This is a genomic window from Actinoplanes sp. NPDC051851 (assembly GCF_040681165.1).
In the GTDB taxonomy this organism is placed as follows: Bacteria; Actinomycetota; Actinomycetes; order Mycobacteriales; family Micromonosporaceae; genus Actinoplanes.
Map to the genome: position 1 here is coordinate 1 of NZ_JBFAYF010000057.1, position 26,786 is coordinate 26,786.

At 74.5% G+C, this 26,786-nt stretch carries 9 protein-coding genes and 1 pseudogene; 2 read left to right on the forward strand and 8 right to left on the reverse strand.

Annotated features, from left to right (window positions below):
* Positions 1 to 23 precede the first annotated feature (23 nt).
* Positions 24 to 371: pseudogene (locus tag AB0M08_RS37285) on the forward strand (ISAs1 family transposase); the annotation flags it as partial.
* Between the two features lie 251 nt (positions 372 to 622).
* On the forward strand, positions 623 to 910 hold the full coding sequence (locus AB0M08_RS37290; protein WP_364504366.1) for an SAM-dependent methyltransferase: 288 nt from the start codon (positions 623 to 625) through the stop codon (positions 908 to 910).
* Between the two features lie 48 nt (positions 911 to 958).
* Here AB0M08_RS37290 and AB0M08_RS37295 read toward each other — a convergent pair whose 3' ends face one another.
* The 8 genes from AB0M08_RS37295 to AB0M08_RS37330 are packed head-to-tail and all read right to left on the reverse strand — an operon-like array spanning position 959 to position 26,740.
* Positions 959 to 12,595, reverse strand: a complete 11,637-nt coding sequence (locus AB0M08_RS37295; protein WP_364504252.1) for an amino acid adenylation domain-containing protein — start codon at positions 12,593 to 12,595, stop codon at positions 959 to 961.
* A 14-nt stretch (positions 12,596 to 12,609) separates the two neighbouring features.
* Positions 12,610 to 13,845, reverse strand: coding sequence for an MFS transporter (locus AB0M08_RS37300; protein WP_364504255.1), 1,236 nt, complete (start codon positions 13,843 to 13,845; stop codon positions 12,610 to 12,612).
* Positions 13,846 to 13,861: 16 nt separating this feature from the next.
* Positions 13,862 to 15,046: a cytochrome P450 gene (locus tag AB0M08_RS37305; protein ID WP_364504257.1), complete on the reverse strand. Its 1,185-nt coding sequence runs from the start codon at positions 15,044 to 15,046 to the stop codon at positions 13,862 to 13,864.
* 1 nt (position 15,047) lies between these two features.
* Entirely contained in the window at positions 15,048 to 15,779 is a 732-nt protein-coding gene (locus tag AB0M08_RS37310; protein WP_364504260.1) for an alpha/beta fold hydrolase, read from the reverse strand.
* Entirely contained in the window at positions 15,776 to 17,458 is a 1,683-nt protein-coding gene (locus tag AB0M08_RS37315; RefSeq protein WP_364504263.1) for a non-ribosomal peptide synthetase, read from the reverse strand. Before AB0M08_RS37315 ends, AB0M08_RS37310 begins: the two co-directional genes overlap by 4 nt.
* 21 nt (positions 17,459 to 17,479) lie before the next feature.
* Positions 17,480 to 17,674, reverse strand: coding sequence for an MbtH family protein (locus AB0M08_RS37320; RefSeq protein ID WP_364504266.1), 195 nt, complete (start codon positions 17,672 to 17,674; stop codon positions 17,480 to 17,482).
* A gap of 25 nt (positions 17,675 to 17,699) precedes the next feature.
* Positions 17,700 to 22,094: an amino acid adenylation domain-containing protein gene (locus AB0M08_RS37325; protein WP_364504269.1), complete on the reverse strand. Its 4,395-nt coding sequence runs from the start codon at positions 22,092 to 22,094 to the stop codon at positions 17,700 to 17,702.
* Positions 22,091 to 26,740, reverse strand: a complete 4,650-nt coding sequence (locus tag AB0M08_RS37330) for an amino acid adenylation domain-containing protein (RefSeq protein ID WP_364504272.1) — start codon at positions 26,738 to 26,740, stop codon at positions 22,091 to 22,093. Before AB0M08_RS37330 ends, AB0M08_RS37325 begins: the two co-directional genes overlap by 4 nt.
* Between the last annotated feature and the right edge of the window lie 46 nt (positions 26,741 to 26,786).

Genomic DNA, 26,786 nt, shown 5'->3' on the forward strand with positions numbered 1-26,786 from the left:
TGCGGCCCCGCCGCTACCGGACCGTGATCGCCGTCGACGGCAAAACCTTGCGGGGCGCCCGCCTGCCCGAGGGCCGCCAGACGCATCTGCTGTCCACGCTGGACACCAGCACCGGCATCGTCCTGGCCCAGGTCACCGTCGACACCACATCAAACGAAATCCCAGCGTCCACCCCGCTTCTCACCGAGGTCGAAAACGCGCTGGGCAGCCTGACCGGGGTCCTGTTCGTCGCCGACGCGATGCATACCCAGACCGATCACGCCGAGCAGATCACCAGCCGCGGAGCACACCTGTTACTACAGGCGAAAGGGAACCAGCCCACCCTTCACGCCCAGCTCAAGACCCTGCCGTGGGCACAGATCCCGGTCGGTGACCGCACCCACGACCGCGGGCACGGCCGCAAGGAGACCCGCACCATCAACGCCGTCACCCTGCACACCCCGGACGGAATCGCCTTCCCGCACGCCATGGCCACCCTGCGTAACACCGCGATCGGCTGGCACCGCATCAACGGCGACACCAACATCGCCCGCGCCAACCGACGCGCCGACCGCCGATCACACGACCTCATCACCGCCGTGACCAGCAGTCACCCAGAATGCAATGACCCTGGGCCGCGAGCCTGGCGACCCTTCTTTCGGCCCTGCCGGTGGGAAGCTATGTCTTCATCCACCACCTCGTGGCGACCGACGACCCGAGCGTGGCGGCGGCGCAGGCGGAGCTGCAACAGGGCACCGGCCGCGGTCAGTTCCGGCCGATCGCCCGGATCGAGTCGTTCTTCCACGGGCTGGAGATGGTCGAGCCGGGCGTGGTCACCGCCAGCGAGTGGCGCCCGGAGCCGGACACCCCGCGAGCGGCGGATCACCCGGTGTTGCGACTGGCAGCGGTCGGGCTCGGCCGCAAACCCTGAGGTGAGGCGGCCGGCACCGGGGATACCGTCGACGATCATGGCAAAGCGCTACCGGAGATTCCCGGCGAGCACCGCCGCGATCTCGGCCAGCGGGGCCGGGCTCGTCATCTCGCCGTGGTGGCAGGCGATCTCGTGCACCGTGAGGGTGCCGGTCAGGTACGGCCGCCATGCCGAGGGGTGCGAGGACGTCGCGGTGCGGCCCTCGGTGGCCTGGAAGAAGTGGATGTCGCCGGGGAAGACGTCCGGGCGGTAACCGTCGGCCAGGGTGCGGTTGGTGGCGAAGACCGCCGGTAGCGCGGCCAGGGCCGTCGAATCGAGCGCGTCGAGCGGGCCGCCGTGTGCCCGGACCCGGGTGATGAAACCGGCGATGTCCAGGTCCTCCTCGCCCGGGTCGAGGCCGAGTGACACCAGCAGCGCGGCCAGGTTCTCCGGCTCGCTCACCGGTTCGCCGGTGGTGCCGCGGCCCGGGTAGGCGTCCAGCAGGGTGAGGGAGGCGACCTCCGCGCCCAGGCGTACGGCCAGGGCGTGGGCCACCTCGCCGCCGAACGACCAGCCCAGCAGGTGGTACGGGCCCTCGGGCTGGACCTCCCGGATCCGGGTCAGGTAGTCGTCGACCACCGCGTCCATCGTGGCCGGGCGGTAGCCGCTCTCGGTGAGCCCGCGTGCCTGCAGGGCGTAGACCGGGCGGTCGGCGGCGACGTGGGCCAGCAGACCGGAGTAGACCCAGCCTACGCCCGCCGCGGGGTGGACGCAGAACAGGGGTGCCCGGTCGCCGCGGGCCCGCAGCGGCAGCAGCACCTCCAGGGCGTCCTCGAGGGCGGCGCCACGCGCCAGGCGCTCGGCGAGGGCGGCCACGGTCGGCGCGTCGAACAGGGCCCGGATGCCGACGTCCGTACCCAGGTCGCGGCGGATCAGGCCGATCAGCCGCGCGGCCAGCATCGAGTGGCCGCCCAGGGCGAAGAAGTCGTCCTGGGCGCTGACCTCCGGCAGGCCCAGCACCTCGGCGAAGAGGGTCGCGAGCCGTTCCTCGCGCGGGCCTCGCGGTGCCCGCCCGGCGCCGGGCGTACGGGAGGGGGCCGGCAGGGCGGTGGGGTCCAGCTTGCCGTTCGGGGTGAGCGGCATCGCCGCCAGGACCACGAACGCGGCCGGCACCATGTGCTCCGGAAGGAACTCCCGGGCGTGGCGCCGCACCTCGGCGACGTCGAGGGCCGGGTCCGCCACCAGGTAGCCGACGAGTTCGCGCAGGCCGGGGCGGTCCTCGCGGACGACGGTGGCGACCTGCCGGACGCCGGGGAAGGAGGCGAGGGCCGCGTCGATCTCACCGAGCTCGATGCGGACGCCCCGGATCTTCACCTGGTTGTCGGTGCGGCCGTGGAAGTCGAGGCGGCCGTCGGCGCGCCAGCGCACCACGTCGCCGGTGCGGTACATCCGTTCGCCGGGCGGGCCGAACGGGTCGGGCAGGAAACGGGTGGCGGTGAGGCCGGAGCGGCCCAGGTAGCCCCGGGCCAGGCCGGCGCCGGCCAGGTACATCTCGCCGGAGACGCCGGCCGGGACCGGGCTCAGACCGGCGTCCAGCACGTAGACCCGGGTGTTGGCGAGCGGGGTGCCGATGTCCGGCAGGCCCGCCGCGGTCGGTGTGACGTCGCCGGCGGTCGCGATCACGCTGAACTCGGTCGGGCCGTAGCCGTTGACGAGCCGGAACGGCAGGGATCCGGCCGGGCGGCGGCGCAGGCGGTCGCCGCCGACGGTGACCGCTCGCAGCCGGGTGCCGGCGAGCGCGGGGTCGTCCAGCATGGCCTCCAGCCGGGGCGTGGGCAGGAAGCCGAGGGTGATGCCGGTCGTGGCGAGCCAGCCGGCCAGCGCGGTGGGGTCCTCCAGGACACTCTCGGGGGTCAGGTGGACGCTGGCGCCCGCGGTCAGGGCGGGCCAGATCTCGTAGACCGTCGCGTCGAACCCGAGCGCGGCCACCTGGCCGGCCCGGTCCGCGGCGGTGACCGCGAACTCGCGGCGGTACCAGGCGCACATGTCGGTCAGCCCGCGGTGCTCGACGACGACGCCCTTCGGCGTGCCCGTCGAACCGGAGGTGTAGATGACGTACGCGGCGTTGCCGGGCGAGAGCGCGACATCCGGGGCCGTGGCCGGGTACGAGACGTCCGCGGGGAGGTCGAGGCACCACACCGTGCCGGCGCCGGCCGGGACGCGCGCGGCGACGGCGGTGTGGGTGAGCACGATCGGAGCGGCCGCGTCCCGCAGGATGAAGTCCAGGCGGCCGGCCGGGTAGCCGGGGTCGAGGGGCAGGTAGGCGGCGCCGGCCCGGAACACGGCGAGGAGCGCGACGATCAGCTCGGGGCAGCGGGGCAGGCAGACCCCGACGACCGTGCCGTGCCCGGCGCCGGCCTCGGCGAGGCGGTGGGCGAGGCGGTTCGCGGCGGCGTCCAGTTCGGCGTAGGTGAGCGTGGATCCGCCCGCCGACACCGCGAGCGCCTCCGGGGCCGCGGCGGCGTGGGCGGCGACCAGTTCACCGGCGGTCGGCAGTGGGCCGAAGTCCACGGCTGTCGCGGTACGTTCGGTCAGCAGCATCCGGGACTCGGCGTCGCTGAGCAGCGGCAACCGGCTGACCGGGCGGTCCGGGGCGGTCACCACGGCGTCCAGCCAGCGGGCGAACCGGGCGGTGAGGTCGCTCGCGGTGCCGGGGTCGAAGAGGTCGGCGCTGAACACCAGGGTCCCGCCGATGCCGTCCGGGGCGCCGGAGGGTGCGCGGCGTTCCCGCAGGGCCACGGTGAGGTCGAAGTCGACCGTGTCGGCGTCCAGCGGTACGCCCTCGACCGCGAGGCCGGGCAGGTCGCCGAGATCGCCCTCGGCGTTGTTCTGCAGGACGAACACGACCTGGAACAGCGGGTGCCGGGCCAGCACCCGGGCCGGGTTGAGCTCCTCCACCAGGCGGTCGAACGGCAGGTCCTGGTGGCCGAAGGCGTCCAGGTCGGTGGCCCGTACCCGAGCCAGAAGATCGTGGAAGGACGGGTCGCCGCTCACGTCGGTGCGCAGCACCAGGGTGTTGACGAAGAAGCCGACCAGGCCGTCGAGGCTCTCGTCGTGCCGGCCGGCGACCGGGGTGCCGAGCGGGATGTCGGTGCCGGCGCCGAGGCGGGACAGCAGCGCGGCGAGGGCGGCCTGCAGCACCATGAACAGGGTCGTGCCGGACGCGTGGGCCAGGTCGAGCAGGCGCCGGTGCAGGTCGGCGGGGAGGTCGAGCGGTACCGGGGTGCCGCGGTGGCTGGGCGTCGTGGGGCGGCCCCGGTCGGTGGGCAGGGCGAGCTCGTCGGGCAGTCCGGCCAGGCGCTCGCGCCAGAAGGTCAGTTCGGCCTCGGTGTCGAGGGTGGCTCGCTGCCAGAGGGTGTAGTCGGCGTACTGGACCGGCAGCGGCGCCCACTGCGGGGAACCGCCGGCGGCCCGGGCGGCGTAGGCCGTGGCGAGGTCGGCGCAGAGCGGGCCCATCGACCAGCCGTCGCTGGCGATGTGGTGCAGTTCGAGCAGCAGCACGTGCCGCCGGTCGCCCTCCGCCACCAGCGTGGCCCGCAGCGGCAGGTCGGTGCGCAGGTCGAACGCGGCCCGCGGGGGCAGCGCGGCGTGGACCGGCAGGTCGACCGGGGCGGGCGGCAGCACCAGCTGCTCCGGCTCACCGTCGCGGTCGGGGAAGACCGTGCGCAGCACCTCGTGGCGGGCCACCACGTCGGTGAGGGCGGCGGCGAGGGCCGTCCGGTCGAGGTCGCCGCGCAGCCGCAGCGCGATCGGCACCGTGTAGCTGGTGTTGGCCGGGTCGAGCCGGTTGCCGAACCAGAGCCGCTGCTGGGCGAAGGAGAGCGGCAGCCGGTCGGGGCGGGGCATCGGCCGCAGCGCCTCCCGGGCCGGGCCGCCGAACCGCAGGCGCGCGGCGAGTCCGGCGACGGTCGGCTGGTCGAACAGGTCGTGGATGGCGACCTCGGCACCGAGGGCGGTACGGGCCCGGCTGATCAGCCGGATCGCGAGCAGCGAGTGGCCGCCGAGCTCGAAGAACCCGTCGTCCACGCCGACCCGGGGCACCCCCAGCAGGTCGCCGTAGAGGCCGCAGAGGATCTCCTCGACGGTGTCCCGGGGCGCCCGGTAGGTGCCGGCGGCGGCGTTCGTACCGGGTGCGGGCAGGGCCCGGCGGTCGACCTTGCCGTTGGGGTGCAGCGGCAGCGCGTCGAGGGTGACCAGGTGGGCCGGGACCATGTACGCGGGCAGGGCGGCGGCCAGGTGCCGGCGGACCTCCGCCGGGTCGGCCGGGCCGACCAGGTAGGCGACGAGCCGGTCGTCGCGGACGACCACCTCGGCCTGGACGACGCCGGGGCACTCGCGGGCTACGGCGGCGATCTCGCCGGGTTCGAGGCGCTGACCGCGCAGCTTCACCTGGTCGTCGGTGCGGCCCAGGTACTCCAGCGCCCCGTCGGGGGTCCAGCGGACCAGGTCACCGGTGCGGTAGAGGCGGTCGCCGGGCCCGCCGAACGGGTCGGGGACGAAGCGCTCCGCGGTGAGCCCGGGGCGGCCCAGGTAGCCGTCGGCGAGCTGGTCACCGGCGAGGTACAGCTCGGCGGGGACGCCGGCCGGCACCGGGTTGGTGTGGGCGTCGAGGACGTAGGCGCGGGTGTTCCAGACCGGCCGTCCGATCGGGATCGTCCGCTCCCGCGACGACGGGTGGTAGGGCTGGTGGGTGGCCTCGACGGCGACCTCGGTGGGCCCGTAGAAGTTCGACAGCCGGGTGTACGGCAGTGCCGCGGTGAAGCGTTCCGCCAGGGCCGGGGTGAGGGCCTCGCCGCCGCAGAACACCTGCCGCAGCGGGGTGTCACCCGGCACGACGGCCAGGAACGCGTCGAGCATCGCGGGGACGAAGTGCGCGACGGTGACCCGTTCGGCGCGGATCAGCTCGGCGAGGTAGCCCGGGTCGCGGTGCCCGTTCGGCCGGGCGACGACGAGGGTGGCGCCGACGGCGAGGGGCCAGAAGAACTCCCACACCGACACGTCGAAGCTGGACGGCGTCTTCTGCAGCACCCGGTCGGTCGCGTCCAGCGGGTAGTCGCCCTGCATCCAGCGCAGGTGCAGCGCGATCGCGCCGTGCGGGACGACGACACCCTTGGGCTGCCCGGTCGACCCCGAGGTGTAGATGACGTAGGCCGGACCCGCGGGCAGCACCGGCGGCAGCGGCGCGCCGTCGGCCGCGGCGGGCAGATGCCGCAGGAAGTCCGGGGTGATCACCGTCGCGGGGGCGGTGTCGGCCAGCATGAAGACGATCCGCTCCGGCGGGTAGCCGGGGTCGATCGGCAGGTAGGCGGCGCCCGCCCGGTGCACGGCGTGCAGCGCGGCGATCAGGTCGGCCGAGCGGGGCAGGGCGACGGCGACCACGTCCCCGGCCGTCACCCCGGCGGCGCGCAGGGCGCGGGCGATGACCTCGACCCGGGCGTCCAGGTCGCGGTAGCTGACGGCGCCGCCGTCGACGACGACGGCGGCCGCGTCCGGGGTGCGGGCCGCCTGGGCGGCGAACATCGCGGGCAGCGTGTCGCCGGTCGCGGGTACGGCGGTGTCGTTCCACGCCCGCAGGACCCGGTGCCGCTCGTCGGCGGAGAGCAGGTCGACCCGGTGGACCGGTCGGTCCGGGTCGGCGGCCACCGCGGTGAGCAGCCGGACGAGACGGGTGACGAGGTCGTGGGCGGTGGACGCGTCGAACAGGTCGGTAGCGAACGCCAGGGTGCCCCGGATGCCGGCCGGTGTGCCGTCGGCGCCGGTGTGCGCGGCCACCGAGAGGCTGAGGTCGAACCGGATCGCCCCGGTGTCCGGCGCCTCGGTGGTGACGACGAGGCCGGGCAGGTCGTGGCCGGTGCCGTCCTGGGTGTGCTGGACGGCGAGCAGGGTCTGGAAGAGGGGGTGGCGGGCGAGGTCGCGTGTCGGGTTGAGGTGTTCGACGAGGCGGTCGAAGGGGAGGTCCTGGTGGGCGTAGGCGGCGAGGTCGGTGTCGCGGACGCGTACCAGAAGGGTGTTGAAGGTGGGGTTGCCGGTGAGGTCGGTGCGGAGCACGAGGGTGTTGATGAAGAAGCCGATGAGGTGGTCGAGTCGTTCGTCGGTGCGCCCGGCGACGGGGGTGCCGATGGGGATGTCGGTCCCGGCGCCGAGGCGGGACAGCAGCGCGGCGAGTGCGGTTTGCAGGACCATGAACAGGGTGGCGCCGGAGGTACGGGCCAGGTCGAGCAGCCGGGAGTGCAGGTCGGCGGGCAGGTCGACGGGTACGGCGTCGCCGCGGTGGGTGGGCACGGTGGGCCGGGGCCGGTCGGTCGGCAGGTCCAGCTCGTCGGGCAGCCCGGCCAGGCGCTCGCGCCAGAAGGCCAGCTCGGCCTCGGTGTCGAGGGTGGCTCGCTGCCAGAGGGTGTAGTCGGCGTACTGGACCGGCAGCGGTGCCCAGTCGGGGGCGTTCCCGGCCAGCCGGGCGGTGTACGCCGTCGCCAGATCCGCCCGGAGCGGGCCCATCGACCAGCCGTCGCTGGCGATGTGGTGCAACACCAGCAGCAGTACGTGGTCGTCGCCGTCGAGGCGGAGGAGCCGGGTGCGCAGGGGCGGTTCGTGCCGTAGGTCGAACGGGCGCCGCGCGAAGTCGCCCATCTCCGCGGCCAGGGCGGATTCGGCGCACTCCCGGATCTCCAGCGGGGTGCCCACCGGGAGGATCACCTGGGACGGGACGCCGTCGTGGGACGGGAAGACGGTACGCAGGGTCTCGTGGCGGCCGGTCACGTCGGCGAGGGCGGCGGCCAGGGCGTCCCGGTCCAGGTGCCCGCGCAGGCGCAGGGCGAGGGGCGCGTGGTAGGCGGCGCTGTCCGGGTCCACCTCGGCCAGGAACCAGAGCCGCTGCTGGGCGTAGGACAACGGCATCGGGTCGGGTCGTTCGACCGGGCCCAGCGCAGGGCCCTGTTCGGCGCCGGACCGCACCCGCCCGGCGAGACCGGCGACGGTGGGCTGCTCGAACAGATCACGAACGGACAGTCCGGCCGACAGTGCCGCGCGGATGCGGGCGACCAGACGGGTGGCGAGCAGCGAATAGCCCCCGAGGGCGAAGAAGTTCTCGTGGACCCCGACCGCGGGCATGCCGAGGACGTCGGCGAACAGGCCACCGATGATCTCCTCGACGGCGTCGCGCGGCGCCCGGTCCGCCACCTCCTCGACGACCTCCTCGTCGCGAGCGGCGGCGGCGAGCGTCGGCAGTGGCCGGTCGGGGAAGGTGGTCACCTCGTCCAGCAGGGCGGCGAAGGCCGAGGCCCAGCCGCGTACGGTCGCCTCGTCCAGCAGGTCGGCGGCGTACTCGAAATGGCATTCGAGACCGTCCTGCCCGTCCACCACGGTGAGGGCCAGGTCGAACTTCGCCGCTCCGGCCGGCGCGTCGTCCAGGGTGACCTCGAGACCGGGCAGCGACCAGCCGCCGGACGAGGCGGTTCCGGTGGTGCCGGGCAGCGACAGCAGCACCTGGAAGAGGGGGTGGCGGGCGAGGTCGCGTGTCGGGTTGAGGTGTTCGACGAGGCGGTCGAAGGGGAGGTCCTGGTGGGCGTAGGCGGCGAGGTCGGTGTCGCGGACGCGTACCAGAAGGGTGTTGAAGGTGGGGTTGCCGGTGAGGTCGGTGCGGAGCACGAGGGTGTTGATGAAGAAGCCGATGAGGTGGTCGAGTCGTTCGTCGGTGCGCCCGGCGACGGGGGTGCCGATGGGGATGTCGGCGCCGGCGCCGAGGCGTGAGAGGAGCAGGGCGAGTGCGGCCTGCAGGACCATGAACAGGGTGGCGCCGGAGGTACGGGCCAGGTCGAGCAGCCGGGCGTGCAGGTCGGCCGGCAGCTCCAGCGTCACCGTGCCGAGCTGATCCAACGCGGACGCCGGGCGCCGCCGGTCGAACGGCAACGGCAGATCGAGGGGCAGCCCGGCCAAGGCCTCCCGCCAGTAGGCCAGCTGGGTGTCCTCCTCGAGGGCCAGGAGCTCGCCCTGCCAGAGGGTGTAGTCGGCGTACTGGACCGGCAGCGGCTCCCAGTCGGGGGCGTTCCCGGCCAGCCGGGCGGTGTACGCCGTCGCCAGATCCGCCCGGAGCGGGCCCATCGACCAGCCGTCGGTCGCGATGTGGTGCAGCACCAGCACCAGGGCGTGCGTCTCGGCGTCCACCCGGAAGAGCTCCGCCCGCAACGGCAGGTCGGCGCCGAGGTCGAACCGGGCACCGGACACCACCGGCTCTCCCTCGTGGACCGGCAGGGCGACCGGGCCGGGCGCAAGGATGTGCTGGTCCGGGCGGCCGCCGGTGGCCGGGTAGACGGTGCGCAGCACCTCGTGACGGGCCACCACGTCACCGAGCGCGGCGCCGAGCGCGGCGTGGTCGAGAGGGCCGGTCAGGCGCAGGATGAGCGGCACGTGGTAGGCCAGGTCCTGGCCCTCGATCCCGCAGAGGAACCAGAGCCGCTGCTGGGCGGCGGAGAGCGGCAGCTCGGCGGGCCGGTCGTAGCGCACCAGGGACGGCCGTTTGACGCCGTCGGGGTCCGCGCCGGCGACGAGGGCGGCGACCCCGGCGACCGTCGGTGTCTGGAACAGTTCGCGCAGGCTGATCTCGGCACCGAGGGTGGTGCGGATGCGGCTGACCAGGCGGGTGGCGAGCAGCGAGTGGCCGCCGAGGGCGAAGAAGTCGTCGTGGGCGCCGACCTCCGCCCGGCCGAGCAGTCCCGCGAACAGCCCGGCGAGGATCTCCTCGATCCCGGAGCGGGGTGCCCGCCCGGCCGGTGCGGCGGTGAGACCGGGGTCGGGCAGGGCGCGACGGTCGAGCTTGCCGTTGGGGGTGACCGGCAGCGCGTCGAGACGCGTGATCGCCGCCGGTACCAGGTATTCGGGCAGCTCCTCGACCAAGCGGCGGCGCAGCGGGCCGGGGTCGGCCGTACCGGCGTAGTAGACGACCAGGCAGGGCCGGCCGGCCGGGTCGTCGCGGACCACCGTCGCGGCCTGGGCGACGCCGGGCACCGCGAGCACGTGCGCGGTCACCTCGTCGGGCTCCACCCGGAAGCCGCGGATCTTCACCTGGTCGTCGATGCGGCCGAGGTACCACAGGGTGCGGTCACCGTCCCGGCGGACCAGATCGCCGGTGCGGTACATCCGGGTACCGGGCGGGCCGAAGGGGTCGGGCACGAACCGCGACGCGGTCAGCCCGGCCGCGCCCAGGTAGCCGTGGGCGAGGCCGTCGCCGGTCAGCCAGAGTTCGCCGGGTACGCCGGGCGGCACCGGCATGAGGTGGGCGTCGAGCACGTACCCGTGCTTGCCGTCCAGGGGTGCGCCGATCGGGACGCTCGGGCCGGTGCAGTCGCCCGGGTCCACGTGCCGGACGGTGGTGAAGCCCATCGACTCGGCCGGGCCGTACCCGTTGACCACGTGCAGGCCGGGGAAGCGGTGCAGGGCGCGGGCCAGGTGCGGCCCGGACGCCGGTTCGCCGCCGGTGAGCACGTGCCGCAGGCCGGCGAAGAGCTCCGGGGCGTCGTCGAGCAGGAAGTTCACCAGGGTCGCCGACGCCTCCAGGACGGTCACCCCGGCGGCCGGGACGATCGCGGCGATGGCGTCCGGGTCGGGCCGCTGGCCGGGCTGCAGCACGCAGACCCCGCCGTGCAGCAGCGGGGCGAACACCTGGGTGGCGAAGGCGTCCCAGGAGACCGGTGCGCACTGCAGCCACACCTCGTCGCGGTCGAAATCGGCGTAGTCCTGCCCGAGGTAGGTCGCGGCCAGGGCCCGGTGCGGGGTCGCGATCGCCTTCGGTACGCCGGTGGACCCGGAGGTGAACATGACGCACGCGACGTCGTCGGCCGACACCGGCAGCCCGGGATCGTGGTCCGGCCCGTCGTGCTGCGGGGACAGACACGTCACGGTCGGCGGCACCCGGTGGGCGAGGCCGGCGCCGGCGATCACGGTACGCGCGCCGAGGCGATCGAGGTTGCCGGCGAGGCGCTCGTCGGGGAACTCGGGGTCGAGCATGGTGTAGCCGGCACCGGCCTTGAGCACGCCGAGCAGCGCGGCCACCATGTCGGGGCCGCGGTCGACGAGCACCCCGACCAGGTCGCCCCGGCCGGCCCCCGCCTCCGCGAGCCGCCACGCGATCCGGTTCGCCCTCGCGTTCAGCTCCGCGTACGACACGGTGGCGTCGCCGAACCGCAGCGCGACCGCCCCGGGCGTCCCGGCGGCCCGCTCCTGGAACACCTCGTGCACGCACCGGGCGGGCAGGGCCCTCGGGCGGTACGGCTCGGCGGCGCTCAGCCCGATCCGCCACAGCGGACGGCCGGGATCTCGCAGGGCCTCGGTCAGCAGCCGGACGAAGTGCGCGGCCCAGGCCTCGACGGTCTCCTGGTCGAGACGGTCGGCGGCGTACTCGAACTGGCACTCGATGCCCGCCGGGGCGCCGTCGGCGGTGCGGCGCTCGGCGAAGGCCACGCCGAGGTCGAACTTGGCCGCCGCCACGTCGAAGGGCTCCACGCCGACGTCGAGGCCGGCCAGCGAGAACCGGGGCGGCTCGGTGTTCTGCAGCACCGTCATCACCTGGAACAGCGGGTGCGCGCCCGGGGTGCGCTCCGCGGCGAGCGCGTCGACCAGCCGCTCGAACGGCACGTCCTGGTGGGCCAGGGCTTCGAGGCTGCCGTCGCGGACCCGGGCCAGGAGCCCGGTGAATCCCGGGCCGCCGGTGAGGTCGGTACGCAGCACGAGGGTGTTGACGAAGAAGCCGACCAGGTCGGTCAGGGCGCTCTCGTCGCGGCCGGCGACCGCGGTGCCCAGGACGATGTCGTCGCCCGCGCCGAGGCGGGACAGCAGGGCGCCGAGCGCGGTCTGCAGGCCCATGAACAGGGTGCAGCGTTCGCGCCGTACCAGGTCGTCGAGGGCGGCGTGCACGGCGGCCGGCACCTCGACGGTGACGATCGCGGCCGTGCGGGGCTGGTCGGTGCGGCCGGCGGGCCGGTCGAACGGCAGGGTGATCCGCTGCGGGATGCCGGCCAGCCGGTCGCGCCAGTACGCGAGCTGCTCGTGCAACAGGCTGTCCGGGTCGTCCTCGTCGCCGAGCACCTCGCGTTGCCACTCGGCGTAGTCGGCGTACTGGACCTCCAGTTCTTCCCGGTCGGGCGCCCGGCCCGCCGCGCGGGCGGTGTAGGCGGCGCCGAGGTCGGCGGAGAGGGGCCCGAGGGACCAGCCGTCGCAGACGATGTGGTGCAGCAGGAGCAGGAGCACGTGCTCCTGCGGGCCGGCTTGCTCCTGCGGGCCGGCTTGCTTCTGCGGGCCGAGGGCGAAGAGCACGGCCCGCAGCGGCAGCTCGGCCGCCAGGTCGAACGGCCGGGCGGCGGCCGCGGCGAGGGCGGCCGGCAGCTGCTCGGGGGTGAGATGCTCGACGCGGAACTCCAGGCGCGCCGCCGCGTCGGCCGGATCGAGGATCCACTGGTGCGCGGTGCCGTCCGCGGCGGGGAACACGGTGCGCAGCACCTCGTGCCGGTCGAGCAGGTCGCCGATCGCGTCCCGCAGCGCCGCCCGGTCGAGCGGGCCGCGGATCCGCAGCGGGAAGGGCACGTTGTACAGGGCGTCCGGACCCTCGAACTGGTCCAGGAACCACAGTCGCTGCTGGCCGAACGACAACGGGCGCACGGGTATGTCCTTCCTCAGCTGGAACGGGACGGCAGGCGCAGGGCACGCAGGCCCGCGAGGGGCGCGCCGAGGGCGAGGGCGGCACCGGCGACCCAGGCGACGGCCGGGCCGGCCGCGGCGGCGAGGGCACCGAACGCGCTGTAGGCGAACGGCGCGGCCCCGATGCCGGACAGGGCGATCATCGACATGGCCACGCCGAGCCGGTCGGCGGGTGCGGCCTCCTGGTACAGGGAGACGGCGGCGGGCGCGTTCTGCCCGGAGAAGACCCCGACCGCCGCCGACGCGACCGCCATCCACGACAGGGACGGCGCCACGATCATGGCGAGCAGCGCCACGGCCACACCGGCCCCGCCGCCGATGAACCGCACCGCGATCGGCACCCGCCGGTCCACCACCGCCCCGATCGCCGCCGAGACCAGGGCGCCGGCGCCGAAGCAGGTGATGAGCAGGCCGACGGCGGCGACGTCCCAGCCGCGCTGGAGGACCACCACCGGCAGGCCGGGGTTGAGCGGCCAGGCGAACGCCAGGTCCAGGCAGAGCGACGAGAGGAAGAGCCAGCGGAGCCGGGCATCGGCACGCAGCAGCACGAAACCGTCGCCGATGCGCCGCCACAGCGGCCGTCCGGTCGCCGGGGGCACCTCGATCGACCGGGTCACCCAGCGTACGCAGAGCTGGGAGACGACGCAGCCGGCGCAGACCACGAAGAGGGCGGCGACCAGGTGACCGCCCGCGACGAGCCACGCCCCGATCGGCGGGCCGACGATGGGGGCGAACCGCATCGCCATCGCGCGCAGCGAGTTGGCCCGGCCGAGCCGGTCGCGGGAGACCATCCGGGGCAGCATCGTGCCGAACGACGGTGACCCGAGCCCGAGCATCGCGCCCTCGACGGCGGCCACCACGACGAGCAGCCACAGGGAGTGGACGGTCATCGCGGCGAGGGCGGCCGCGCCGAGCACGGCGATGCGTACCGAGGTGGTCCGCAGCAGCACCGCCCGGGGCCCGAACGCGTCGCAGATCGCCCCGCCGAAGATCATCGCGCCGGCCCGGGGGACCGACTCGGCCAGGGTGACCCAGGTGACCGCGGCGGTGCCGCCGAGCTGCGCGGCGGCCCACACCACGGCGATGAAGAACACCTGGTCGCAGACGAGGGAGATGCCCTGGCCGCCGAGGAAGAACCCGACCCGGGTCCACCCGGCCCGGACCGGCGGCGCGGCGGGCGGCCGGTCGTGGTTCAGACTTGTCGAGGTCACCGGAGATGCTCCCGTCTCAGCGCGCGTGCAGGCGGACCGGCAGCCGGTCGAATCCGAAATTGATCAGCGAGGTGTTGTGGACCGGCTCGCCCGCGAGTTCGATCTCGCGGACCTGATCGAGGAACGCGCGGTAGACCGCCCGCAGCTCGGCCTTGGCCAGGGGCGCGCCGATGCAGTGGTGCGGGCCCACGCCGAGCGCCAGGTGCCGGTTGGGGGACCGGTCCAGGCGCAGCTCCCGGGGACGGTCGAAGGCGGCCGGGTCGTGGTCGGCCGCCCACGTCCACACCACCACCCGGTCGCCGGCCTCGATCGTCTGGCCACCCAGCTCGGTGCTGGTGGACGCGGTGCGCAGCATGTGCAGCCCGACCGAGGTCCAGCGCAGCAGCTCGTTGGTGGCGGCGTCGAGATCCGCGGTGCCGTCGGCCAGGGCGGCCCAGGCGTCCGGGTGGTTCATCAGCGCCCAGAGGCTCATCGCCGCGGTGTGCCGTACCGTCTGCACGCCGCCGACCAGGATGTTGTCGAGGTTGAGCACGACGTCCTCGACCGGGGGGAGCCGGCCGTCCACCCGGTGGGTGGCGGCGACGCTGATCAGATCGTCGCCGGGGGACGTCCGGCGCAGCATCACCTGCTGGAAGAGGAACGGGATGAGCTGCTGGTGCCCGGCTCGCCGCTCCTGCGGCGTACGGCCGAGGAACGCCTGGTCGCAGACGCGTACCACCAGGTCCCGGTCGTCGTCGCGGATGTCCAGCAGGTCGCACATGACGGTGAGCGGGATGGCCGAGACGACGTCGACGAGATCCACGTCGCCCTTCGCGAGGGCCTCGCGGACGGCGGTCGCGGCGAGCCGCTCGACCCGCTCGGCGTAGCGCTTGACGGCGGCGTTGGAGAAGAACGGCACCACCGGCTGGCGGAGCTGGCGGTGCCGGGGCGGGTCGGTGAGCGCCATCATCCTGCCCGCGCCGACCGGGCACTTCCCGGCGCCTGCGCCGAGCAGGGAACCGCCGGTGGAGCTGTAGACGGTGGCGTCGGTGAGTACGGTGCAGGCCAGTTCGTAGGAGAGCACCGACCAGACCGGCCCGTCCTGGGCGGTGTCCGTACGCCGTACGGGAGCCTCGGCTCTGAGATCGTCGATGAGATCGGCCAGGTCGGGCCGGGACCAGAGCCGGGTGTCGCTCAGATCCAGTGTGGACGTGGCGTGCATGTCAGCTCCTCCGCAACGTGCGCAACAGGTCGGCCGGTCCGTCGGCGGCCGGTGAGGCCGGCAGGTGCCCGCCGGGCACCGTCGAGCTGGTGAACGGGCCGGTGGTGACCGCCGCCCACCCGGCTACCCGGGCCGGGTCGACGACCGTGTCGCCGGCGGCGGCGACGGCGTGGACGGCGATGTCGAGGCGGGGCGCGGGCCGGTGCCGGTAGGTGTGGCAGAGCGCGAGATCGGTGCGCAGGACCCGGACCATGAACGGGTACAGCGGGTGACCGGCCGGGATCTCGTCGCCGAGACCGCACTCGCGCAGCAGCCGGTCCGCGCCCGTCGCCGGGTCGGGCACGGTGGCGGGCCATTCACCGGGGGCGGGTGCGCAGGCCACTACCAGGCGCACCGGGGGCAGCGTCCGGGCGACCTCGTAGGCGAGGAGGGCCCCGAAGCTCTGCCCGTAGAAGACGGCGCCAGGGCGCAGTCGCGGTCCGATCCCGGCGGCAACCTGGGCTACCAGATCGGCGAACCGGGGTGGAACCGGGTCGTGGAAGCGCCCGCCACGGCCGGGCAGCCGCACCGCCACCACCTCCCGGTCACCGGCGAGGGCCCCGGCGAGCCGGGAGAAGGCGGTGACGTCGCCGCCGGCGTGCGGGAAGCAGACCAGCTGGGGCGTGCCCGGACCCTGCGGTACGGGCCGGAAGCACCAGTCGTCGACCAGCGGCCGTACGGTCGTGGCGGTCATCGGGTGCCCCGGCGACCGACGAGGGCCACCCGCTGCCGCTTCGGGGCGCCGCCGGCGTCGATGAGGCGCTGGACGGCGCCGGTGAAGTCATCGAGGTCGCACGCGTCCAGCATCGCGCGGAGCGGGATCTCCACCCGTAGCTCGTCGCGGAGCAGGTACAGGGCCCGCACCGCGGTCAGGGAGTGGCCGCCGAGGGCGAAGAAGTCGTCGTGCGCCCCGACCGCGGGCAGGTTCAGCACCCTCGCCCAGACCGCCCCGATGCGGCCCATCAGTGGGCTCGTCACGGCCCCTGCGGTGTCTTGCGCAGACGGCGACGGTAGCGCGGCGGTGTCGAGTTTGCCGTTGGCGGTCAGCGGTAGCCGCGCCAGCCGGGTCACGGTCGGGAGCATGTAGTCGGGCAGGCGGTGGGCGAGTGTCCCGCGGATGTCGGCCGGGACCGCACCGTCGGCGGTGATGTAGGCGTGCAGCCGGCCGTCGCGGTGCGTGACGGCGGCCTGCCGGATGCCCGGTACGGCCTGCAGGGCGGCGGTGATCTCGGCGGGTTCGACGCGGTAGCCGCGGATTTTGATCTGTTGGTCGGTGCGGCCGGTGATGTGCAGCCGTCCCTGGGTGTCGAGGTGGCCGGTGTCGCCGGTGGCGTAGAGCCGTGTGCCGGTCCCGGTGGGGTCGGGGAGGAATCGGCTTGCGGTGAGGCCGGTCTGGTTGAGGTAGCCGTGGGCGAGTCCTTCGCCGGTGCAGTAGACGTCGCCGTCGGTGTTCGGCGGGGCGGGTTCGAGCTTGCCGTCGAGGACCCGGATCCCCTTGTGGTTGACGGGGACGCCGACGGGGACCCGGGCCGTGCCGGGTGCTGTGGCGGTGAGCGGCTGGGTGGTGGTGAACCCGAGGCTCTCCACCGGCCCGTATCCGTTGACGACCCGCAGGTGCGGGTAGCGTTCGAGGATCCGGTTCACGTGGGCGGGGGAGGCGTGCTCACCGCCGGTGAAGACCACCTTGAGCAGCGCGAACGCCTCGGGCCGCTCGTCCACCAGGAAGTTGAAGAGACTGGCGGACACCTGCAGCTGGGTGACCCGGTGGCGGGCGCACAGGTCGGCCACCGTCTCCGGGTCGGGCCGCTGGCCGGGGGCGAGCACGCAGGTGGCGCCGTGCAGCAGCGCGCCGAACAGTTCGAGGGCGAACGCGTCCCAGGAGACCGGCGAGCACTGCAGCCACACCTGGTCCGCGTCGAAGGCGGCGTAGGTCTGGTCGAGGTAGGTGGCCCGGATCGCCCGGTGCGGGACGACGACGCCCTTGGGCCGGCCGGTCGACCCGGAGGTGAACATGACCGTGGCGACGTCGTCCGGGTGGACCGCGACCGGGGCGAACCGGCCGGGTCCCGGGTCGGCCGCCGCGACGGACGCGTCGACGACGAGCGCGGGTGCGGTGTCGGTCAGGATGGCCTCCCGGCGGCCCGCGGGCAGGTCGGGATCGACGAGGACGTAGCCGGCACCCACACGCCCGGCGGCCAGCAGCGCGGTCACCATGCCGATCCCGCGCGGCAGCGTGATCGCGACCAGGTCCCCGGGCCGCACTCCCCGCAGGTCGAGGACCCGGGACATCCGGTCGGCGAGGTCGTCCAGTTCGTGGTAGGTGATCGCGGTGTCACCCTCGACCAGCGCCACCGCGGTGCTCGGTGTCAACATGTCGCGCGTCTCCTTCCAGCGCTAGCGGGCCAGCGCCTCGCGGACGCTGCGCGGGCGGATGTCGGTCCACACCTCGTCGATGTAGGCCACGCACTCCTGCTTGCTGCCGGACCTGCCGACCTCGTACCAGCCCGCCGGAACGTCGAGCTCCGTCGGCCAGATCGAGTGCTGTTCCTCGTCGTTGACGACCACGGTGAATACGGTGAACGCGTCCATGGCATGTCCCTCTCGGTTCGGTGGTTCAGATCGTTGCGGGGGTACGGATCGGCGCGGCGAACCGCGCCAGGGCGGCGAGGTAGGCGGCGGCGTAGCGGTCGGCGTCCAGGTCGGAGACCTGCCGGGTGAGGTGGTCCACGGCCAGCAGGGCCCGCCCCGAGGACGGGTCCTGCACGAGGGCCACGCCCAGGGAGAAGTCGGTCGGCTCGTACCGCATGGTCGGTTCGCAGCCGATGCGGTCGTCCACGATGCTCCCGGCGGCCCCGGTGACCCGGCCGAGGGAGTGGAAGCGCAGGAACGCGAAGTTCGCGTCGAGGCGGGTGCCGGTCATGAACCGGGCCAGCCGGGCGAACGGCATCCTGCGGTGCGGGAGCAGCGCGGTCTCCGCCCGGTGCAGGTGGCGTACCAGGTCGAGGCCGTCGCCGGCCTCGTCGAGGTCGACCGGGAGCGGCACGGTGTTCAGGAAGAGCCCGTAGCAGTCGGTGCCGCCGGGGCGCTCGAGGCGTCCGTTGACCGACAGGCCGGTGGTGAGCCGCCGCAGCCCGGTCAGCTCCGACAGGGCGAGCACGTGCGCGGCGAGCGCCACCGCCTTCACCGGCACGCCGGCCGCCGTCGCGGTGGCCCGCAGGACCCGGTCGGCGTCCGGTATGACGTGCTCCACCGTCCGCGGCACCTCGGCCTCATCGGACGGGGCGCCGAACAGGGCTCCCGTCGCGCCGGCGAGCCGGTCGTGCCAGAACGCGGCGGTCTCGGGGGAGCGTTCGGCGGCCTTCTCGGCGGCGACGAAATCCCGGAACGTCGTCTCCGGCGGCGCCGCGGGCGGCCCGGCCGGGCCGGCGTGCCGTTCGAGGATCTCGGTGAAGAGCGAGGTGAAGCTCCAGCCGTCCAGGATGGCGTGGTGCTCGGCCAGGGTCAGCTGGAAGACGTCGTCGGCCAGGTACTGCGCGACGACCCGGAACAGCGGTGCGGTGCGCAGGTCGAACCGGGTGTCGCACAGCTCGTCGAAGACCGCGGTGACCGCCGCGTGCCGGGCGGCGTCGTCCAGCCCGCGCAGGTCCTCGACGTCCAGCGGCACCGGCGCGCGGCCGTGCACCAGTTGCAGCGGCTCGCTGTAGGTGAACAGGTCGAAGCTGGTGCGCAGGACCGGGTGGCGGGCCATCGCCCCGGCGACGGCGTCCCGCAGCGCCGTGGGGTCGAGGGTGCCGCGTACCCGATAGCTGTTGACGTTGTGGTAGCCGCCGGCGTCGCCGGAGAGCTCCATGTGGTAGATCATGGCGAGCTGCATGGAGACCATCGGGTAGGCGTCGACCACCCCGCCGGGCAGCGCGGCGTCGCGGTCGGCCGCGGGCAGCGCGGAGAACTCCGCGGTCGGCGCGTCGGCGCCGGCCTCGGCCGGGGTGAGCAGACCGGCGAGGCCCGCGACCGTCGGCGCGGCGAACAGGTCCGGCAGCGACAGCGTCCAGCCGTCCTCGCGCAGCCGGGCGGCCAGGCGTACGGCCCGGATCGAGTCGCCGCCCAGGCGGAAGAAGTCGTCGGCGCGCCCGGCCCCGGCGATTCCCAGGACCTCCTGGAAGGTCTGCGCCACCAGGGTCTCCTCCGCGGAGCGCGGCGCCTCGGACGGCGTGTCGGCCGGTGCGTCGAGGGTGGGGGAGGGCAGCGACGCCCGGTCCACCTTGCCGTTGACGGTGGTCGGCAGCGCGTCCAGCACGGTCACCGTGGCCGGCATCATGTAGGCGGGCAGCGCGGCGGCCAGGAAGGTGCGCAGCTCGGCGAGGGACGGCGCGGCGCCCTCGACGGTGACGTAGGCGGCCAGCTGTTCCCGGTGGACGGTGACCGCGCAGGTGCGTACCGCCGGGTGGGTGGCGACGGCGTTCTCGACCTCGCCGAGTTCGATCCGGTACCCGTTGATCTTCACCTGGTGGTCGCAGCGGCCGACGTACTCCAGGCCACCGCCGGGCAGGCGGCGGGCGACGTCGCCGGTGCGGTACAGGCGACCGCCGGGCGCGCGGCCGGCCGGGTCGGGGACGAACCGCTGGGCGGTGAGCCCGGGGCGGCCCCAGTATCCGTGGGCGAGGCTGTGGCCGGCGATGTACAGCTCGCCCGGCACGCCCACCGGGCACGGCCGCAGCCGCTCGTCGAGGACCAGGGCGGCCAGGTGCGGCATGGCGTCCCCGATCAGGCTGCGCTCGAACCCGGCGGCGCCGTCGAGGTCGTGGGTGGTGACGTGCACGGTGGTCTCGGTGATGCCGTACAGGTTGCACAGCGCGGGCGCGCCGGGACGGGCGAACCAGCGGCGCACCACGGCCGGGTCGAGGGCCTCGCCGCCGAGCATCACCCGGCGTACCGAGGGCAGCGGCGCGGGCGTGGCGGGCAGCACCGCCTCCAGCTGCCGCAGCGCGGACGGGGTGAGGCACAGCATGGTGACCCGTTCGGCGCCGAGCAGCGCGGCGAACGCCCACGGGTCGCGGCTGAGCAGGTAGGGCACCACGACGAGCCGGCCGCCGTGGTGCAGGGCGCCCCACAGCTCCCAGACGGTCCAGTCGAAGGCGTACGAGTGGAACAGCGTCCACACGTCGGCGGGCCCGAAGCGGAAGTGTTCCCGGCCGGTGCTCATCAGGCGGCCGACGTGCTCGTGGGCCACGGCCACGCCCTTGGGGACGCCGGTCGACCCGGAGGTGAAGATGAGGTAGGCGACGTCGGACGGCGACACAGGGACACCCGGGCGCGACGACGGTGCGGCCGGTACGGCGGCCGGGTCGAGGCGGCGCCACGGCCCGGCGGGGGCGTCGTCGCCCCGGTCGGTGACGACGACCTCGACGCCGGTGTCGGCGAAGACGAACGCGGCCCGCCCGGCCGGCGCGGTCAGGTCGACCGGCACGTACGCGGCGCCCGCCTTCAGCACCGCGAGGATCGAGACCACGATGTGGGGGGTGCGGTCGAGGTACAGGCCGACCCGGTCGCCGCGGCGGACCCCCGCGGCGATCAGGGCGTGCGCGAGCCGGTTCGCCCGGACGTCGACCTCGGCGTAGGTCAGCGTGAGCTCGCCGTGGCTCAGCGCGGCCCGGTCGGGATAGCGGTCGACGGCGTCCTCGAACGCCGTGTGCAGGCAGCGGGCCGGATCTCCCGGATCGGCCCCGGCGGGCGGGGTGCGGTCGGTGGGGGCGAGACGCCACAGCGGCGTGTCGGGGTCGGTGAGCGCTTCGTGCAGCACGGCCCGCCAGTCGGCCGCGAGCCGGCCGACCGTGGCGGTGTCGAACAGGTCGGTGTTGTACTCGGCCTCGCCGCGCAGCTCACCGTCGTCGAAGGTGGACCAGGTGAGGTCGAACTTGCTGGTGCCGACGTCGAACACCCGGGCCGTCGCGGTCACCGCACCGAAGCGCAGGGGCTCCGGACCGGTGGCGTGCGCGCCGAACACCACCTGGACGAGAGGTGCGTGCCGGGCGCTGCGATCCCGCCCCAGCGTCTCGACGATCGCATCAAAGGCGAGTTCCGCGTACGCGTAGGCGTCGAACGCGGTGTCGCGTACCCCCTCGACCAGCTGCCGGAAGGTGGCCCCCGGGTCGAGGCGTACCCGCAGCGGCACCAGGTTGACGAAGCAGCCGAGGGCGGTCTCCAGCTCCGGCCGGTGACGCACCGTCATGGGGGTGCCGATGACCAGGTCGCGGGCGCCGCTGTGCCGGCCGATCAGCATCGCGAACGCCGCTAGCTGCACGACGAACGGGGTGGACTCGGTCTCGGCGGCCAGGGCCCGCAGCCGGTCGGTGGTGCCGGCCGGCAGCGCGAACGGGCGGGTGCGGCCGGTGAAGGTCTGCGCCGGCGGGCGGGGCCGGGCGGCGTGCAGGGTCAGCTCGGCGGGGGCGCCGTCGAGGGTCTCCCGCCAGAACTCGCGGTGTTCCTCGAAGGACTCCCGCGCCTCGGCGAGGGCGTGCTCGGCCGGTTGGGTGGCGGGTGCCGGCAGGCCGACGGCGCGGCCCTCGGCGAGGGCGGTGTAGGTGGCGGCGAGTTCGCGGTCGAAGAGCTCCTCCGACCAGCCGTCCCAGATGATGTGGTGGACGACGAGGACGAGGGCGGCGGGTTCGGGTACCAGGGTGGCCCGCAGCAGCGGTCCCTCGGTGAGGTCGAACCGGGTGGCGGCGGCCCGTTCGCGGGCCTGTTCCAGGGTGGTGGCCTCGTCGAGGGGGATACGGCCGTCGGCGTGGACGTGCTGGACCGGGCCGTCCGGGCCGAGCGAGAACGTGGTGCGCAGGGCCTCGTGGCGTGCGGCGAGGTACTGGAGGGCCCGGCCGAGCAGGGCCGGGTCGACGGGTCCGTCGAACGTCAGGGTCCACGCGGTGTGGTAGGTCGCCGCGCCGGGATTCCACTGCTCCATGAACCACAGTCCGCGCTGGAGGCTGGAGACCGGGGCCGTCTGCGTGTTCACGCGTCCTCCGTCGGGTTCAGGGCCGTCGCCAGGGCGCTCACGGTCTTCGCGGTGAAGACGAGGCTCGGCGGGACCCGGGTGCCGGTGCGGCGGGACAGGCGCATCGCGACCCGTACCGCGGCCAGGGAGTTGCCGCCGAGGCGGAAGAAGCTGCTGTCCGGAGTGATCTCCGCCGGCCCGAGCACCTCGGCCCAGACCTCGGCGACCAGCCGTTCGGTGTCGGTCCACTCCCGTGCCGTCGCCGGTGGGCCGACGGTGGGTGCCGGCAGCCGGGCTGCGTCGAGCTTGCCGTTGGCGGTGAGCGGGAGCTGGCCGAGGTGGGTGATGGTGCTGGGGACCATGTAGTGGGGAAGGTGGTGTGCCAGCCGCTGCGGGACGTCGGCGGGTGACGCGTCGCCGGTGACGTAGGCGTGCAGCTGTCCGTCGACGGTGGTCACCGCGGCCTGCCGGATGCCGGGCAGGCTCTGGAGGACCGCGATGATCTCGGCGGGCTCGACCCGGTAACCACGGATCTTGATCTGCTGGTCGGTGCGGCCGGTGATGTGCAGCCGCCCCTCGGTATCGAAATGGCCGGAGTCACCGGTGGCGTAGAGCCGCGCGCCGGACCCGGTGGGATCGGGGATGAACCGGCTCGCAGTCAGACCGGCCTGATTGAGGTAGCCGTGGGCGAGTCCTTCGCCGGTGCAGTAGACGTCACCGTCGGTGTTCGGCGCGGCGGGTTCGAGCTTGCCGTCGAGGACCCGGATCCCCTTGTGGCTGACCGGGACGCCGACGGGGACCCGGGCCGTGCCGGGTGCTGTGGCGGTGAGTGGATGGGTGGTGGTGAACCCCAGACTCTCCACCGGACCGTAGCCGTTGACCACCCTCAGGGACGGGTAACGCTCCAGGATCCGGTTCACGTGTACGGGGGACGCGTGCTCGCCGCCGGTGAAGACGACGTTCAACGCGGCGAACGTCTCGGGCAACTCGTCCACCAGCAGGTTGAAGAGGCTCGCCGAGAGCTGGAGCTGGGTGACGCGATGGCGCCGGCAGAGCCGCTCGACGGTCTCCGGGTCGGGGCGCTGCCCGGGGTGCAGCACACAGGTGGCCCCGTGGAGCAGGGCGCCGAACAGTTCGAGGGCGAACGCGTCCCAGGAGACCGGCGAGCACTGCAGCCACACCTGGTCCGCGTCGAAGTCCGTGTACGTCTGGTCGAGGTAGGTGGCCAGCAGCGCCCGGTGCGGGACGACGACGCCCTTGGGCCGGCCGGTGGACCCGGAGGTGAACATGACCGTGGCGACGTCGCCGGGGCCGGTCGCGACGGGTGCGACCGGACCGGCGCCGGTGCCGGTGACGGGGGCGTCCACGACGAGGGCGGGCCGGACGTCGCCGAGGATCGCCGCCCGCCGGCCGGGCGGTAGCTCGGGGTCGAGCAGGACGTAGCCGGCTCCGGCGCGCAGCACCCCCAGCAGGGCGGTCACCATGGCGGCGCCGCGCGGCAGGGCGATGGCGACCAGGTCCCCGGCGCGCACCCCGCGGGCGGTGAGGACCCGTGCCGTCCGGTCGATCTCGGTGGCCAGGCCGGCGTAGGTGACCTCGGTGTCGCCGTCGGCGAGGGCCACCGCCGGTCCGGCGTGCCGGGTGATCAGGTCGACCAGGGACGGCCCGACCGGGGTGTCGGGGTTCTCGGCGGCGGCGGTGAGCGCGGCGGCCCAGGCGTCGCCGAGGGCCGCCGGGGTGGCCGGGTCGAACAGGTCGGTGTCGTACTCGATGCGCCCGGTGAAGCCGGTGCCGTCGTCCTCGACCGACCACGACAGGTCGAACCGGGAGAGCTCGTTGACGTGCAGCCGCCGCGACACCTCCGCGCCGCCGATCGGTGCCGCCGCCGGGCCCGCCGGGTGCGCCTCGAAGACCAGCTGGAACAGCGCGTCGCCGGTCCGGGCCGCGTCGGTGATCAGGTCGAACGGCACGTGCTGGTGGCGGTAGCCGTCCAGGGCGACCCCGCGGACGTGGGCGAGCAGGTCCCGGAACGTCATGTCCGGCTCGACCCGGAACCGCAGCGGGATCAGGTTGATGAAGTAGCCGATCAGCCCGTCGAACTCGGCGCGGTCGCGGACGCTCACCGGGGTGCCGATCACCAGGTCGCGGTGGCCGGTACGGCGGTGCGCGGCGGCGACGAGGCCGGCGAGCAGCACCATGAACGGGGTGGCGTCCTGGTCGCGGGCCAGCCGCCGCAACCGGGCCGCGAGCGCGGTGCCGAGGTCGAAGCGGGTGTGGCCGAGCCGGCGGGCGGGATCGGCGGGCCGCTCCCGGTCCGGCGTCAGCACCCGGTTCGCCGGGACGTCGCGCAGCCGGTCGGCCCAGTACGCCAGGTGCCGCGGTGCGGTGCCGGCCCGGTCGAGCCAGGTGGCGTACTGCAGGGGCAGGTCGGCGAGTCGTGCCGGGCGCCGGTCCGCGCGGGCCGCGTACAGCTCGCGCAGCTCCCGGTCGAGGACCGGCAGCGACGACTCGTCCCAGACGAGGTGGTGGAAGACCAGCACCAGGTCGGCCCGCTCGGGCGAGGTGACCAGGAGGCGGGCGCGCAGCAGCGGGCCGGTCGCCAGGTCGAAGGGCTCCTGCGCGGTACGGCGGATCAGCGCCTCCACGTCACCGGTCTCCGCCACCCGGTAGTCGGCGGCCAGACGCGGGTGGATCACCTGGGCGCCGTAGCCGTCGGCGAGGTCGAACGTGGTGCGCAGGATCTCGTGCCGGTCGGTGAGCGCCTGGACGGCCTCGCCGAGCACGCCGGCGTCGATCGGGCCGTCGAACGTGAACACCCACGGCACGTTGTAGGTGGCGGTGCCGGGTTGCCAGCACTCGTGCAGCCACAGGCCGCGCTGGAACGGCGAGAGCGGTGCCCGGGTGGCGTGCTCGCGGACCGGGCCGGGGCGCTCGTCACCGTCGGTGAACTGGGCCCGCACGGCGTCGGCGTAGGCGGCGAGGGTCGGCGCGTCGAAGATCAGGTACGGCGAGACGGGCCCGAAGACCTCGAAGACCCGGCCGGCCACCCGTACGGCGGTGAGCGAGTCGCCGCCGAGGTGGAAGAAGTTGTCGTCGGCCCCGACCGCGTCCCGGCCCAGCACATCGGCCCAGATGCCCGCGACGAGCTGCTCGGCCGGGGTCCGCAGGGCGGCCGGGGCGGCGCCGGGTGCGGCGGCGGGTGCGGGCAGGGCGGCCCGGTCGACCTTGCCGTTCGGGGTGGTCGGCAGCGCGTCCAGGACGGTGAGGCTGGCCGGGATCATGTGCTCGGGCAGTCGCCCGGCGAGGAACTCCCGCACCGCGGCGTAGTCGGGTGCCGCGCCGGTCACGGTGACATAGGCGGCCAGCCGCGCGTCCCGGCCGGGCGCCTCGTCGAGCGCGACCGCGCAGGTGGCGACCGCCGGGTGGGTGGCGAGCGCGGTCTCGATCTCGCCGGGTTCGACCCGGAAGCCGCGGACCTTCACCTGGTCGTCGACGCGGCCGAGGAACTCCAGGTCCGCACCGTCGCGGCGGACCCGGTCGCCGGTGCGGTACATGCGGGCACCCGGCTTACCCGGCTCACCCGGCTTACCCGGCTTACCCGGCTCACCCGGCTCACCCGCGAACGGGTCGGGCAGGAACCGCTCGCCGCTGAGCCCGCCGCGGCCCAGGTAGCCGTCGGCGAGGACGTCCCCGCCGAGGTACAGCTCGCCGCTCTCGGCCGGGCGCAGGCGGTCGTCCAGCACGTACGCGACGCGCCCGGCGACGGTCGTGCCGATCGGGACGGTGCCGGCGCGGGGGCCGGTGACGTCGTGGACGGTCGCGGTGATCACGGTCTCGGTCGGGCCGTACGCGTTGACCAGCGGGACGCCGGTGAGCGCCGTCCAGGTCGCGGCGGCCTCCGGGGAGAGCCGGTCGCTACCGGAGATCATCGTGCGCAGCGACGCCGGGACCGCCCGGCCGGCCCGGACCGCGTCGACGACGCCGTGGAAGTACGCGGCCGGCAGGTTCGCCACGGTGACCCCGCCGTCGTCCACGAGGCGCAGGAACTCCCCGGCCGACATCAGGTCGTTCTCCGGCAGCACGAGGGTGCCGCCGACGGCGAGAGCGGTGAGCGTCTGCTCGATCGACACGTCGGCGGTGGGCTTGGCGAAGGCGAGCACGGTGTCGCCGGCGGTGATGCCGAAGCGGGCGGCGATCGCGGCGAGGTGCCGGTCGAGCGCCCGGTGGCCGACCGCGACCGCCTTGGGCCGGCCGGTGCTGCCGGAGGTGTAGATCAGGTAGGCGCCGGCGGCCGGGGTGTGCGGGGGTTCCCGGCCGGCACCGTCGTCCGCGCCCTCCCAGACCAGGACGGCACCGCTGTCGGCGAGCACCGCCTCGGTGCGCTCCGGCGGCCAGGCGGTGTCGAGCGGCAGGTAGACGCCGCCCGCCTTCCAGACCGCGAGCATTCCGGTGACCTGTGCCAGCCGGTCGGGGCAGCGGACCGCGACCACGTCACCCGGGCGTACCCCGCGTCCGCACATCCGGGCCGCGAGGGCGTCGGTGAGCCGGTCGAGCCGGCTCCGGGAGAGCCGTCGTGCACCGGCGCGCACCGCGACACGGTCGGGCGCCGCGGCGGCGAGCCGCCGCATCCGTGCCGTCACGTGCTCGGCATACACATTCACCGCCATCGGTCATCCACCTCGGACTCGTCACGTCTTGGGGTCCCTGTGACCG

Excerpts from the sequence above, each read along its gene's own strand:
- AB0M08_RS37330 (WP_364504272.1), bottom strand. The coding sequence starts at position 26,740 with ATGGCGGTGAATGTGTATGCCGAGCACGTGACGGCACGGATGCGGCGG.
- AB0M08_RS37320 (WP_364504266.1), bottom strand. The coding sequence starts at position 17,674 with ATGGACGCGTTCACCGTATTCACCGTGGTCGTCAACGACGAGGAACAG.
- AB0M08_RS37305 (WP_364504257.1), bottom strand. The coding sequence starts at position 15,046 with ATGCACGCCACGTCCACACTGGATCTGAGCGACACCCGGCTCTGGTCC.
- AB0M08_RS37315 (WP_364504263.1), bottom strand. The coding sequence starts at position 17,458 with ATGTTGACACCGAGCACCGCGGTGGCGCTGGTCGAGGGTGACACCGCG.
- AB0M08_RS37310 (WP_364504260.1), bottom strand. The coding sequence starts at position 15,779 with ATGACCGCCACGACCGTACGGCCGCTGGTCGACGACTGGTGCTTCCGG.